At 31.9% G+C, this 14,407-nt stretch carries 9 protein-coding genes; 3 read left to right on the forward strand and 6 right to left on the reverse strand.

Annotated elements, in window-relative coordinates; translation table 11 throughout:
* Nucleotides 1-353: 353 nt before the first annotated feature.
* The 3 genes from FHG05_RS15125 to FHG05_RS15135 form a co-directional block, all read right to left on the reverse strand.
* Nucleotides 354-692, reverse strand: a complete 339-nt coding sequence (locus FHG05_RS15125) for a hypothetical protein (RefSeq protein WP_140998948.1) — start codon at nucleotides 690-692, stop codon at nucleotides 354-356.
* A gap of 2 nt (nucleotides 693-694) precedes the next feature.
* On the reverse strand, nucleotides 695-3,340 hold the full coding sequence (locus FHG05_RS15130; RefSeq protein ID WP_140998949.1) for an EndoU domain-containing protein: 2,646 nt from the start codon (nucleotides 3,338-3,340) through the stop codon (nucleotides 695-697).
* Nucleotides 3,341-3,402: 62 nt separating this feature from the next.
* Complete coding sequence (locus tag FHG05_RS15135; RefSeq protein ID WP_140998950.1) at nucleotides 3,403-6,924, reverse strand: hypothetical protein; 3,522 nt, start codon at nucleotides 6,922-6,924, stop codon at nucleotides 3,403-3,405.
* Between the two features lie 267 nt (nucleotides 6,925-7,191).
* On the opposite strand from FHG05_RS15135, the gene FHG05_RS15140 reads away from it, so the two are divergent.
* Nucleotides 7,192-7,890 carry a S24 family peptidase gene (locus FHG05_RS15140; RefSeq protein ID WP_140998951.1) on the forward strand — a complete coding sequence of 233 codons (699 nt, stop codon included), beginning with the start codon at nucleotides 7,192-7,194 and terminating at the stop codon, nucleotides 7,888-7,890.
* Between the two features lie 59 nt (nucleotides 7,891-7,949).
* Here FHG05_RS15140 and FHG05_RS15145 read toward each other — a convergent pair whose 3' ends face one another.
* The 3 genes from FHG05_RS15145 to FHG05_RS15155 form a co-directional block, all read right to left on the reverse strand.
* Nucleotides 7,950-9,830: a M1 family metallopeptidase gene (locus FHG05_RS15145; protein WP_140998952.1), complete on the reverse strand. Its 1,881-nt coding sequence runs from the start codon at nucleotides 9,828-9,830 to the stop codon at nucleotides 7,950-7,952.
* Between the two features lie 75 nt (nucleotides 9,831-9,905).
* On the reverse strand, nucleotides 9,906-11,501 hold the full coding sequence (locus tag FHG05_RS15150) for a S8 family peptidase (RefSeq protein ID WP_140998953.1): 1,596 nt from the start codon (nucleotides 11,499-11,501) through the stop codon (nucleotides 9,906-9,908).
* An 81-nt stretch (nucleotides 11,502-11,582) separates the two neighbouring features.
* A complete protein-coding gene (locus FHG05_RS15155) occupies nucleotides 11,583-12,443 on the reverse strand; it encodes an MBL fold metallo-hydrolase (protein ID WP_140998954.1) in 861 nt (286 codons plus the stop codon).
* Nucleotides 12,444-12,615: 172 nt separating this feature from the next.
* Here FHG05_RS15155 and FHG05_RS15160 point away from each other — a divergent pair, with 172 nt between their 5' ends.
* Nucleotides 12,616-12,945, forward strand: a complete 330-nt coding sequence (locus FHG05_RS15160; protein WP_140998955.1) for a HesB/IscA family protein — start codon at nucleotides 12,616-12,618, stop codon at nucleotides 12,943-12,945.
* An 8-nt stretch (nucleotides 12,946-12,953) separates the two neighbouring features.
* Nucleotides 12,954-14,402, forward strand: coding sequence for a Fe-S cluster assembly protein SufB (gene sufB / locus FHG05_RS15165; RefSeq protein ID WP_140998956.1), 1,449 nt, complete (start codon nucleotides 12,954-12,956; stop codon nucleotides 14,400-14,402).
* The last annotated feature ends 5 nt before the right edge of the window (nucleotides 14,403-14,407 follow it).

A 14,407-nucleotide genomic window follows, 5' to 3' on the forward strand; every position in this document is an offset into this window, starting at 1 on the left:
ATCTTAAGCAGAGTATTTGCTGTAATTAACAGACAAACTCCATACATAAACACGTATAAGTTTGCCTGTTGATTATTTTATATTTTTACTTGTTTTTTATCATAGAATGCGCTATCGGGTTTATTTATAAAATCATCAAGTTTTTTACTTTCAGCCAAGTCATCCAAATACTTCCTTGCCACATCATCACTCAACTCTTTTAGTTTATCAGCTATAGCTTCAACTTCTTTTTTTGTGCCTCTAAAAATTTCTTTACCATCTTTTATAAAACTGTAATTGTCATTGTTTTAGACTATTTGGTGTAAGAATAAAACGTTAAAAATAAGGCCACTATTTCTGGTAGCCTTACTTTTTTATTTGTTCAAAAAAATTTTCCACTCATAAAGTATTTCTATAAGCTCTTTTAAAGGCATTTGCATACTAGGCAAATTAGTGTTTTTATCTGCAATAAAATATGCCGTATTTTCATTGCACTCAAACTGTCCTGACCCTTCACCAAAATCCCATGCTACTTGAGGGTGTTCTAATATCTCAACAAATGTTTTTTCTCCTTTTAAAACAGATTCTAAATCCGCAATGACTTCGTTGATATTATATTTTATTTCTGATACAAAATATCCTAATAAAACATCTTCATCTTTGATTCCGATTGCCCAACCTACTTCTTTTTCAAAATTTAATCTATTATTCATCTCTATTTTTTTAAATTATTTGTAAATAAATATGCGTTGTCAATTATACCATCTTTTATTGAAAAAAATTCAACTCTATATCCTTCTTTGGAAATACCTATAAACTTATTCCTATCATTTTTAACTACATTTTCACTTGCTTCCTGAGTTATTCTTTTTATTTTATCTAAACTCCAATTTTTAGGCCAAAGTGTGGATTCTTTCTTTTTGAAAAAACCGTTAAGTTCTTTAATAAAAAATTGTATTTCTACTTTTTCTACTACCTCTCCCGTATGCAAAACATAAGTTTCAATTGTTTTTATCTTTTTGATTAATTTACCGTCAATGAATTTATGCATATGAACACCACCTGCCTTTTCTACTCTAACTTGCCAAGGTGGTAAAATTTCTCTTGCATTTTTACCTCCCTTACCAGTCACATAGGTATAAATTTCTTTAACCTCTCCTGTTTGTGCATTTTTTATATTTATTTTAATATCTCCATATAAAAGATGATTTTCGAAAATTGATGCAAAATTTTTAAATTTAAATGAGTTTTTAAGATCCACAACCTCATCCAAATACTTTTCTAAACCTATTTCATCTCCTTTTTTAAAGTATTCTTCCAAAGCTTCTTTGGCTTCTTTTTTTGTACCTCTAAAAATTTCTTCTCCTTTGTGTACAAAAACATAAATTTCATTTTCGGCTTTTGCAATTTGTAAACCTACTTTGTTAAGGTCGTTTACCCATTTTGTCTTTACTAGTTTTAAAACCGTTTCAACAAAAGATTGAATAGGTATTAGTTCTAATCGAAACGTACCATTTACTGTCCTTAAAATAATAAAAGATTTTAACTCAGCAAAAATACTCTTAAGGAACCTTAAGAAATCATCTAATAACGGTTTTATGTTTTTAGATTTTTGTCTTATAAAAGCAAATATAGCCATAATTTTATCTATACTTGTCGTACTTTTTTTAGCTATATAATTTATCGCTTTAGAAAAATTTACAAATAAGTCTGCAAAACTTCTCCAAACTTCATTAACCGCTTTTGCAACCGTACCAGCACCAAACAACAAAGCTTCCAAAACCATCTCAACAATCATACCAATAATATAACCCAAATAATAGCCTATAGCATCTGAAGTTATGGTTTTACCATCTTGAGTAAGCCAATTTAAAAAAAGTTTAGGAAAACTAAGGCCAAAAAACATGCATGCATTCACAAATTCAAAAATTGCTTCTAGATTTTTTTTGCTAAATAAATTCGTAAAAGTTTCAAGTAGATTTTCTAGCATTTCAAAGAACAAACTCATGTAAGAGAAATCTCCTCCTGCAATTTTATTTTGCGTTTCTTTTAATTCAAGTATTCCTTTACAAATAAGCGCTATTAAGTCTAATAATCCTTTTATGGCTTCAGTTAATCCATTAAGAAGACCTACTATAAAGGCATTGTATATAACAAAGACATCTTCTGCTAGCTCAAACTCTTTTCCCAAAGGGTTTTTAAAAAAATATTTGGCTTCTTGTAAAACGTTTAAAACCAATTTTATTATTTTTTTAAACGCTTTTTCTTTAGTAAAATTTCCATTTGATTCAACCTCGTTATTATGTATGAGTTGGTTTTTTAAGGTACTTTCTAATTTTTCAATATGTGCAATGGCTAAGGCATTAAGCTTACTACTATTTAACTCTTTTTTTTGTTGCGCGTTTGCTTGTTTTATAAGACTTAAGCCTGGTAAAAGCAAATCAGGATTTTCTACGACTGTACCATCTTTATTATAATATTTCCATTTTTTTTCGTCTATTTTTAGTTCATCCATCGCTAGAGATAATTTTTCAGCAGCTTCTTTTATAGCTTTAAGCCCCAAATTTGTTCCAAAACTGGTTACTTTATCATAAAAGCCAAAAACTTCTTTAACAAGATAGATTTTTTCAGTTTTATCCTCTAAATGTTCTTTTAAGATTTCTTCAAATGAAGCGGAACCAATATCTGTATTATAAATTTTTACAATTTTACTTAAATCTTTATAGGGAAACATACCTAAACTGTAGATATTGCTTCCTGTTTTTACACGTACCACCGAGCCAAAAATATTTACACCTTCATTTTTCTCAATAAACAAGACAATTTCATTTTCATATAGCGAATCGATTGACTGGTAGGCTCGCTCCAATTGTGCTCCATCAGTTGAGATAAAAAGAACGACAGTCATTTTTTTATCTTTTAAAATGGTATTTAAAGTAGGTTTAGCCGGTTTTGTTTTTGTATTTGCATAAAGAATTTGTTCTTCACCATTTAATATAATACCAGTAATATCTATAGGTAATTGTATAAAATAGTGATGGTTTATTTGATATACATCCGTTAAGACGACATTTTCATGGTATGAAAATTGTATATTGGAAATTACTTTCTCTATGTCAATTATTCCAGAATCTTTCATGTAATCAAATTCTGTTTGGCTCATAATTAAACCCTCTTTCTTTAATGCCAACTGATTTTCAATCTCAATTTCCATAAATACATAATCATCTTGAGGTATATTAGGATTAATTTCTCCTTCTTTTACAACATTAATCTCATCATTAAAAACAAAGATGTTTGTTTCGGTATCTTGTAAAGAATAGCCACCATATTGTTGCAGCCCATATTCTATTGCTCTCATTATACATTTGTTTAAAAACCCCAACGGAATGGTTGGGGTTTAAGATTAGTATTTCATTATTTTTAGGCGTCTGCAGGTGCAGGTTCTGGTTGCGGTTCATCTGCTGTTTCTGTATCGCCTATTGCGGCATTGGTTTGCACAATAGGATTCATATCAGAATCAAACAATAAATGATCTCCACATTCTGTATTACAAGGCAAGCCTGTTACTTCTAAGCCAATACTTCCTGCTTGAATAAGCGTTAAAGAGGTTGGTACTCTACTTTCCCAAGTTTCTTCTACTTCACCTTCTGGATTGCGTAATTCCTCAATAATAGAAACATATAATTCATCATCCATAGTTGGCACTTGTCCGCCATTCCATATTTGACCCGTTGCCATGTACCAGTTTACTGCTTCTTCAAAACCTGGTCGCACTGTAAGAATTACTCGTGCCATACCACTTTGTAAAAAAGCTTTAAACGTAGGATCGTCAATTTCATTAATGTTGTATAAAGCTTTCCAATTGTCTTTTTGCGCCCAATAGAAAGGATATAAGAAATAACTCATTAAGTTCCATTCAAAAGCCTGCTCGAAGAATTTTACTTTAGCTGCATAGGTTTCTAAAGCCGGGGAATTATAATCGACTCTTAAACCATTTAACGGATTTTCATCATTCCCTTTTAATAGTAAACCTTTCCCTAAAGCTTCGTGACTGATTAAATACTCAATACAGTTTTTACGGAATACCATATTTTCAATTTGACGGTAAAACCCAGGGTTGATTTTTGTTTTTTCTACCTGTTCTAGTTTTAAAGTTGCTAATGCTTCATTGTATTCTGCTAACTTTATTTCATAAGCAGCGATAATGGCATTGAAAGCTTCTAATCTCCATTTTTCTTTTGCTTCTGTTACTAGTTCGCATTCAAGTGTTACAGAAATCGTAACTTTATTAATATCCCAAGAGGTATAACTTACCGCTAAAGTATCTGTAATTCCTTTTAAACTAGATGTACTCAGGGAAACACTCCCATGTCGGTCAGAATAACCGCTTGTCCAGTTTCCAACTGAAAAAATAATTCCAGGATAGGCTTCACAATGTCTCCATGATAAATTTATTTTTGAGTTATCTGTTATCGCATAATTGGATGGAATTGAAAATTCTTTTGCACCACTTGAACCCGCTCTCTCTCCAGTGAAATCAACCGATTTACTTATATTTATTTTTTGAATTGGTTTTTCTGGTACCGCAACATTAAATTCTTTTGCCCAAATTAAATAGGTTTGTTCAAAGGTTTCATCTAATAACAATTTTGTGGTATCAGAAGCCATTCTAGGATCCTTAGGAGGAGTGAGTAATGTATCGTAATTAGAGGTATCCTTAATTGCTTCTTTATGGAACGATGCAGGTTCAGGAATCATAAACTCATACATCAAACGTTTGCCATAATTCACAATTTTATTTTTATACACTTTGTCTATCCATCGATACACTCCAGAAACATGATTGTCTCCTTTTCTATTGTCAAAACCATGTGTGTTTTCTTCAGAGAATTCCTCAATAATTTTAGAAACACGTTCCTCTTTTACTTTTTTTACCACGCGGTCCAAAGCTCTTTCCGTAACTTCCTTTGCATGTGATATGGCTTGATTCGTAGATTCTTCCGATGTGGTATTTGTTGCAAAATCGGCTCCAATGCTTCCACCAAAATCTCCGATTCCTCCCCAATGCATTTCTCCGTGTGATCCAAACGTTTTATCTTCCGCTAAAAGAGAACTAACCTCTTGATTCATTTCAAATCGATCAGTTGTGGAAGTATCCGTTAATTTTTCAATTTCCTGTTCTTTACTAGTGGTAGTAGTGTCTTCTGTTCTTCTTAAGCGACGCGTTGTTTTTTCTTTATATTCGCGAGCCATCACATTTTCAATATGAGAGACTTCACCAGGTACATAACAACATACTTCTTGTTCTACCTTGCGATAATCGGCCACTCCTAATCTACTAATTCCAAAACCCGTTGGCATATAATCCACTACGTTACCCGTATTTCCCTCACCAATACCTATCGTATCATCAACCAATTCTAATTCAAAATTTCCTTTTCCTTTGATGCTGTAGTTAACAATTGATCCTAAAATAGGTGTACTGATTGCAAGAACTCCAGAAAAATTAATTTTGGTTCCATTGGTTAAAACGATTTCTCCAAAAAAGTCAAAATTATTCAATTGATTTATTGATAATCCCTCAGTAAATACCGTTACAGCCAATTTCCCATTTACAATTGAACTAGAAAAAGTTTCGCTATATTGAGAAAATGAATTAATATCTTTACTAGAACCAACCGTGTAAGAAGCAGAAACTACATCTGTAACATTAGGAATTTGATTAAATAAAATTTGCAATGACATGGTTGGATTATATCCTAAACCAAGTCCTTTTACTGTAAAAGTATTTGGAGTATCTGTGTTTAAAGTAGATACTGGAATAACCACTCCATTGGTATTCACCAATGTTTGATTGGAATTGCTATTTGTAAAAACTGTATCGGTTAATGAAATAATTTCAGAATTGATAAAATCATTTATTTCATCAAAAGTTTCAAAATCATGAATTGACACAATATTTTCTACCAATGTAGCCGTTTCTTGAGAAACACTATTGGAAATAGTTGATAAATTGAGCTCTCCTTCAGTAAGAAACTCAAAAGTTGGTAAAACTAAATCAACATATTCTGTTATTGTTCGTTCCTCATTAGTTATTGGGTCTGTATAAATTCTTTGAATAGTATCGGCAGCATCGTAAGCAGATTTTACATCTTCTTGATAGGTTTTTTGAGCTAAATTATAGGCTTTTTGATTTTCTTTTTGATACTTCTTTTTTACAAGTACTAGTTCTTCTTTGGCTTTTTTTAACAAATCAATTTTTTGATTGCTTACTAAAGCGGTAATTTCCGAATCCAGATTTTTTGTAGTAAGAGGTAACTCAGATAATGCTTGCTTTTTTAAAGCATCTTTGGTAGAAGCTCCTTCTTTTTCAAATAATTCCTTTGGCATAATCACTCTTGCTTGAGCAAATTTTCTTAACTGATCTAAATTATCCACTGCAACAGTTGGATAGTTTTTAAGAAAAAAATCCGCTACTAAAATGGATAAAATAATATCTCTAAGATAATTCGATTTTGAATTTACAATCTGATAAAATAAATTATCCCAAAGCAAGACTAAAGTTGCTTCATCTAAACCCTCTAGCAAATCTTCATTTTCCGAAATTTTAGTACTTATTTCAGTTAATGTAAAACGGTTTCTGTTTTTGGTTAACCAAATGGAGAAATCATACATTTCTTGAGAGACCAATGCATTATCAACCAATTGTTCCTTTTTTTCAACAGCATTTGTTTCAAAACTAGCAGTAGTACTTTCTAAAGAAACTCTTTTCCCTTGGGAAGCAGTTTGCATGTCAGATAAATAGGCACTCGTAAATGTTTGATTAATCCCATCTAGCTCTGGATGTTTTACAAAAGATTTATCAATAGTTTCCTTTTCCAATAATTCAGGAGCTCTCATAGTTACAAAACGGAAGAGCGTGTTTTTAATTTGTGTACTCATTTTTTATAAATAATTAAGGTAAAATTTGGTTTACAAGGCTGCGCAACCTTTTAAACGAAGAATATATTCTAAGTAATTGATGCTTAAAATCAATTACAATGCAAATATAAAAGAAAATAATCTAATATACAAACATAAATAAGAAAATTTTCAAAATAATTGATATTTATCTGACTGTTATCTAATTATAAACGAAAAAAATCTATTATATTCGATTTTAAAATGAAAATTTTCGTAAGTTTGTATAAACTTTAAAACGCTATTACCATGGTTTCAGAAAGATTAGGTCAGTATATTGACCAAAAAGGATTAAGTTATTATGCCTTTGAAAACAGCTTAGGTGCTGGTAGAGGAAGTATTTCCAAAGCAGTAAAAGAAGGTAAAAGCATAGGTTCCAATGTGATAGAAAATATTTTGTCACAATACCCAGATTTAAACCCAATTTGGTTAGTTACTGGTAGAGGATCTATGTTCAAACAAGATGATGATTTTTTGCTTAATAAAAGCATTGATGCTTTTCCATTACGTACAGATAAAAATTTAGAATCGCAACAAATACCTTTGTATGATATTGAAGCAGTTGCTGGTTTAGTGCCTTTATTTCAAGATCGAACTACACAAACGCCTTTGGATTATATTTCAATCCCAAGATTGCCTAAATGTGATGGAGCTGTATATGTAACGGGTGACAGTATGTATCCTTTGTTAAAAAGTGGCGACATAGTTTTATACAAAGAAGTTAATGATATCAAAAATGAAATTTTTTGGGGTGAAATGTATTTATTAAGTATGGATATGAGTGGAGAAGAATACATTACTGTAAAATATATTCAAAAATCAGAACATCAAGGACATGTTCGTTTAGTAAGTCAGAACAAACACCATCAAGATAAAGATGTAGAAATGTCTAAGATTAAGGCGTTAGCTTTAGTGAAAGCCAGTATTCGAATTAATTCTATGAATTAAAATAAAATAAAAAAGGGAATCACTATCAAATGATTCCCTTTTTAATCCTTTATATCTCTTTATTTTTTTTCATAAACGTTGTTTGATACATCTACATCTGCCATTAATCCGCTTGGATCTATCACTACTGCTTGAATGGTTGAACTCGCTTTATCAATCGTAAATGAAAAAGTAGGGGCTGCCCAGTCCCAACCCTTCAAAACTGTTCTATTTATAGAATACGGATTTGGTTTTTCCCAACGCATTAACGTATTTGGGATGTAAAATGTTTCTTGTGTTCCATCTTCATAGACTACCAACAAATCAATTGGCATAGGCATTCTTCCAATTCGCTCTAATGTAATTTTAGTCTTAGCATTTTCATCTGAAACTTCTTTAATACTATAATCAATAGTATTGGTAGTTTGCGTCCAATCTAACAAGTACCAATCCAAATTAGCACCGGAAACTTTTTCAGCACTCCTTTTAATATCATTAGGCGTTGGATGCGTCAATTTATAATCACTGTAATATCTTTTTAAAGTCTTCATCAGGTTTTCAACACCAATCACATACCCTAATTGAGACAAGAAAATCTCGCCTTTACTATAAGCTGCTATACCATAACTTCTATTAAAATCATAGCGATCTGCGTGAGTAGATAACGGTTGCTCGGTTCCTGTTTTTACTAAAAAACGGTAATTATTATAAGCCCCTTCAAAGGGGTTTTCTTCTTTTCCATCTGCTGGAGGCAATACACTTTCCATAGCTAAATCAGAAATAAAGGAGGTAAATCCTTCATCCATCCATTCGTGTTTCGATTCGTTTGAGGCTAAAATATGTTGGAACCAAGAATGTGCAAACTCATGAGCAGTAACTCCCACTAAACTACCATAACTTCTGTTTCCAGTAATAAGTGTACACATTGCATATTCCATTCCACCATCACCACCTTGCACAACAGAATATTGCTTGTAAGGATATTGACCTACATTTTTATTGTAAAAGTCTAATAATTCTGCAGTTTTTGGTTGCAGTTTCTTCCAGTTTTCTAAATTTTCAGGCTTGTTTTTGTAGAAAAAATGTAATTCTACATTGTTTGGACCTATAATCATATCGTGAATATATTCTTTATCTGCTCCCCAAGCAAAATCATGTACATTGGGTGCTATAAAATGCCACGTTAGTGTTTTTGCTTTCTTAGGATATTTCACCTCAACACCTTTGTCTTGATAACCGTGTCCAATTTCGTTTTTATTCTGCAAATATCCTGAACCACCAATCGTATACTCTTTGTCAATAGTAATCTTAACATCAAAATCACCCCAAACTCCGTGGAATTCTCTTCCAATATAAGGGTCTGCATGCCAACCTTCAAAATCGTATTCGGCCATTTTAGGATACCATTGTGTCATGGACAAAGCCACACCTTCTTCAGAATTTCTACCTGATCTTCTAATTTGTAAAGGAACTTGTCCATCAAAGTTTAACGTAAAAGTAGTTTTTTGCTTGGGTAAAATGGGTTGATTTAAAGTAACTTCTAATACCGTACCCACAACTTTTGTTGTTGCCAAAGTACCATTTTGCATAAAATTAGTAATATTTAAATAGCCTATTTCATTAGGTTTTAAAGTACTAATTCTACTTTCTTTAACTTCTTTATCTGCTTGTTTGAACGTTCTCACCATTCTACCATCTGGATCAGAAATAGTCTGTAATCTTGAATCCATAGCACTTCCAGGTTGAAAAGCATTGGGATACAAATGATAAAAAACTTTTTGAAGGGTATCGTTTGAATTATTAGTATAAACCAATTCTTGAACACCTTTATATGTAAAATCTTTCACATTCATATCCACTTCCATTTTATAATCAACATGCTGTTGCCAATAACCTGGATTAGGATTGTTTTGACTAAATCCAATAAAAGAAAATAAAGTTAATGCAATTAGTTTTTTCATATTTTTAAAATTAAAAACCACAAAGGGAAACGCGTGTTTTCTTTGTGGTTAATTGATAGTATAATAATTTATAAATTATTTTGACATTTGCTCAGCCATCAATAAAGCATTGTATGCATTTACAATTTTACCTGTTTTTGAGATGGTAGAAAAATTTGCTTTATGCTGATCTTCACCTACTGCAACATCATTTTTCAAAGGTGTACCACTGTCCATAATTATCTGTTTTACCTGAGCAGCAGATAATTTTGGATAATAAGAACGTATTAAAGCGGCAACACCTGCAACGTTTGGAGATGCCATTGAGGTTCCTTGTAAATATTCATATGTTTGATTAGGTGTAGTTGCATAAATTTTAACTCCAGGAGCAAAAATATCAACATTTTTGGTACCATAATTAGAAAACTCTGCTACCATTTTTGAGCCATAAGTTGGTGCTAAAGCCCCAATAATTAAAACATTATTTGAAATTTCTGGAGCACCATCATAAGAGTCACTTGGATATTTATTTTCCACATCTAAATTTTTGGAATCATTTCCAGCTGCGAAAACTACTAAAACATCTTTTGATGCTGCATATTTTAAAGCTTCTTGAACCCATTCTTTATGAGGAGAATAATATTTACCAAAAGAACCATTAATTACTTTTGCTCCATTATCTACCGCATAACGAATACCTAAAGCGATATCTTTATCGTACTCGTCACCATTTGGAACGGCTCTTACTGCCATAATTTTTACATTATTTGCAACACCATCTCCCCCTTTATTATTTCCACGTACTTGAGCTACAATTCCTGATACGTGAGTTCCGTGTTTAGCATCTTCTGGATCTGGACCAATAACATTGTTGTTTCCATACTTAGTATCGTTTATGTCATTTGGATTATCTCCTACAACAGAACGGCCATCAAAATCTACATTAAAGTTATAGTTTAATTGATCCGCAAAATGATCAATTCCACCTTTTACTTGCTCTTTAAATTCAGCAACTGTTCCATCAGGAAAAACTCTTTGTAAGAAAAACTCTTTGTAATTATTTAAAGCCTCATCATCTGTTTGCATGGCTTTTAAATCTGCTTCGGTAAAATCCTCTTTTTTTAGATATTCTTGTAATTCTTTAGCAGCATTTAAAAGTCCTTCATAAAACTGTTTTCTTTGCATAGCCGTTTGAACTTCTGCATCCAATTCGGCTTTTGCTTTATCGTAATCTGGCGTTCCAGGACCTTGCTTTACAATACGAGTCATTTCCAATTGCTCGTTGTTACTATCACCTAAAAAGTTCCATCCATTAATATCATCCACATAACCATTGTTATCATCATCCTTTCCGTTATTCGCAATTTCTTTAGGGTTCACCCAAATTACACTTTTTAAATCTTCATGACGAATATCAACTCCAGAATCAACAATACCTACAACAACAGTAGTACTTTTTTTGCCTTTTAATAATTCTGCATAGGCTTTATCTACACTCATTCCTGGTACCGTATCCTTAACTAAGTCTAAGTGACTCCATCTTTTTAAATCATTCTCAGCTAAAGGAGTTACTTTTAGCGGTAAGTTATCAATATTAGCAGGTGGTGTTGAAATTATTGCTTTGCTACCACCACAACTAGCTAAAACTAAAGCTAATGCGGTAGAAAAATAAATTGGTCTTAAATTTCTCATTTATTTTAAATTATATATTTATTTTATTTAGTATTTGACAAAAATCTGCTTTAAAAGTTACATTTTACTAATGTATTAACACTATTTTAAGATTTCTTCACAAGAAAACACCTCTTTTAATCGTACTCCTTTCTCTGTATTTTGCAAAGTAATTATTGGATTATGAGCATCATGTTCTAGAAATAAGTAAAAGTTTTCTGCTACAGCTCTTTTTAAAAAAACATCTTTTTCATCCATAGACAGTAAAGGTCTTGTGTCATATCCTGTTACATAAGGCAATGGAATATGTCCAGCTGTTGGTAATAAATCAGCCATGAAACAGATAGTTTTATCTTTATAGGTAATCATAGGAATCATTTGCTTTTCTGTATGACCATCTGCAAAAAAGATACCAAAATTTAATTCGCTTTTTTCAACAAAGCCATTTTCTGGTCTTGCAATAAAATGCAAATGACCGCTTTCTTGCATTGGAATAATATTTTCTTTTAAAAAAGATGCTTTTTCTCTGGGATTTGGCTGAGTCGCCCATTCCCAATGATTTTCATTGGTCCAAAATTTAGCATTTTTAAAAGCAATTTCATAACCTGTTCTATCTTTATTCCAAATAACACTTCCACCACAATGATCAAAATGAAGATGTGTCATAAAAACATCAGTAATATCATCTCTATGAAAGCCTTTTTCTTTGAGAGATTTGTCTATGGAATGATTTCCCCAAAGATTATAATACCCAAAGAATTTATCTGATTGTTTATCACCCATTCCTGTATCAATCAAAATCAAACGGTTTCCTTCTTCAATTAATAAACAACGGGCCGCTATATCAATCAAATTATTAGCGTCTGCAGGGTTTGTTTTATTCCAAATTGTTTTGGGTACAACACCAAACATGGCCCCTCCGTCTAATTTAAAATTACCAGCTTCTATAGGGTATAAATTCATCCTTACTTTTTTCATGCAATTTACAAAAATTACCTATTAATACTAAGGAAAAGCCGTATATAAAAAAAAGTTATGCCTTTATAAGTTATAAAAATGTTACGAATTCTTGTTATAAGCATTATATGAACTATATTTGCAGTTAATTTAGACAAAATCAAAATAAGTATAGGCTATGATTAAAGTATCTGATACTGCTAGTAGAAAAATCATCGAAATGATGAAAGACGATGGCTTTGATGCTGCAAAGGACTATGTAAGAGTAGGTGTAAAAAGCGGTGGTTGTTCAGGATTGTCTTACGAATTAAAGTTTGATAATGAAATTAGTGAAAACGATAAGGTTTTTGAAGACAATAATGTGAAAGTTGCGGTAGAGAAAAAAAGCTTTCTATATTTAATCGGAACCACTTTAGAATTTTCAGGAGGATTAAATGGAAAAGGATTTGTGTTCAATAATCCAAATGCGCAAAGAACTTGCGGATGTGGAGAATCTTTTTCTTTATAGTTAAAAATATGAGTAAATACACTGAAGACGACTTAAAAGTCGAGTTACAAAACAAAGAATATGAATACGGGTTTTATACTGATATAGAATCTGAAACTTTTCCTACTGGTTTAAATGAAGAAATTGTTCGCGCGATTTCTAAGAAGAAAAACGAACCAGAATGGATGACCAATTGGAGATTAGAAGCTTTTAGAACTTGGGAAGAAATGATTGAGCCTGAATGGGCTAATGTGCATTATGCAAAACCCGATTTTCAAGCGATTTCTTATTATTCTGCGCCTAAAAAGAAAGATAAATATGAAAGTTTAGATGAAGTAGATCCTGAGTTATTGGAAACTTTTAAAAAATTAGGAATTTCTATAGACGAACAAAAAAAATTGGCGGGTGTAGCTGTAGATATTGTAATGGACTCTGTTTCTGTAGCTACTACATTTAAGAAAACACTAGCCGAAAAAGGAATTATTTTTTGCTCTATATCTGAAGCCATTCAAGAACATCCAGAATTAGTAAAAAAATATATTGGAACTGTGGTTCCCCAAAAAGACAACTTTTATGCAGCGCTTAACTCTGCCGTTTTTTCTGATGGTAGTTTTTGTTACATCCCAAAAGGGGTGAGATGTCCAATGGAACTTTCTACTTATTTTAGAATTAACCAAGGAGGAACGGGTCAATTTGAAAGAACTTTAGTTATCGCTGATGAAGGTAGTTATGTGTCTTACTTAGAAGGCTGTACTGCTCCAAGCCGTGATGAAAATCAATTGCATGCTGCAGTAGTAGAATTAATTGCTTTAGATAACGCAGAAATTAAATATTCTACGGTTCAAAACTGGTTTCCTGGTAATAAAGAAGGTAAAGGTGGTGTTTATAATTTTGTAACCAAAAGAGGTTTGTGTGAGAAAAACGCAAAAATATCTTGGACACAAGTAGAAACAGGTTCTGCTGTAACTTGGAAGTACCCTTCTTGTGTATTAAAAGGTGATAATTCAATTGGTGAATTTTACTCCATAGCTGTTACCAATAATTTCCAACAAGCAGATACGGGTACTAAAATGATTCATTTGGGGAAAAACACTAAATCTACCATTATTTCAAAAGGTATTTCTGCTGGAAAATCACAAAATAGTTACCGAGGTTTAGTCCAAATTAGTTCTAGAGCAGCTAATGCCAGAAATTTTTCGCAATGTGATAGTTTATTAATGGGTAATGAATGTGGTGCACACACTTTCCCATACATTGAAAGTAAAAATACTACCGCTAAAATTGAACATGAAGCAACTACCTCAAAAATTGGGGAAGATCAAGTGTTTTATTGTAATCAAAGAGGAATTCCAACTGAAAAAGCGATTGCACTTATAGTAAATGGTTTTAGCAAAGAAGTTTTAAATAAATTACCCATGGAATTTGCCGTTGAAGCTCAAAAACTATTAGAAATTTCTTTAGAAGGTTCTGTAGGATAACGTAT

The sequence above is a fragment of the Flavobacterium profundi genome (assembly GCF_006491645.1).
Taxonomy (GTDB): domain Bacteria; phylum Bacteroidota; class Bacteroidia; order Flavobacteriales; family Flavobacteriaceae; genus Flavobacterium; species Flavobacterium profundi.

Bases quoted from the DNA above. Each gene is read 5' to 3' on its own strand.
- FHG05_RS15125 (WP_140998948.1), bottom strand. From the start codon at position 692: ATGAATAATAGATTAAATTTTGAAAAAGAAGTAGGTTGGGCAATCGGA.
- FHG05_RS15130 (WP_140998949.1), bottom strand. From the start codon at position 3,340: ATGAGAGCAATAGAATATGGGCTGCAACAATATGGTGGCTATTCTTTA.
- FHG05_RS15135 (WP_140998950.1), bottom strand. From the start codon at position 6,924: ATGAGTACACAAATTAAAAACACGCTCTTCCGTTTTGTAACTATGAGA.
- FHG05_RS15140 (WP_140998951.1), top strand. From the start codon at position 7,192: ATGGTTTCAGAAAGATTAGGTCAGTATATTGACCAAAAAGGATTAAGT.
- FHG05_RS15145 (WP_140998952.1), bottom strand. From the start codon at position 9,830: ATGAAAAAACTAATTGCATTAACTTTATTTTCTTTTATTGGATTTAGT.
- FHG05_RS15150 (WP_140998953.1), bottom strand. From the start codon at position 11,501: ATGAGAAATTTAAGACCAATTTATTTTTCTACCGCATTAGCTTTAGTT.
- FHG05_RS15155 (WP_140998954.1), bottom strand. From the start codon at position 12,443: ATGAATTTATACCCTATAGAAGCTGGTAATTTTAAATTAGACGGAGGG.
- FHG05_RS15160 (WP_140998955.1), top strand. From the start codon at position 12,616: ATGATTAAAGTATCTGATACTGCTAGTAGAAAAATCATCGAAATGATG.
- sufB (WP_140998956.1), top strand. From the start codon at position 12,954: ATGAGTAAATACACTGAAGACGACTTAAAAGTCGAGTTACAAAACAAA.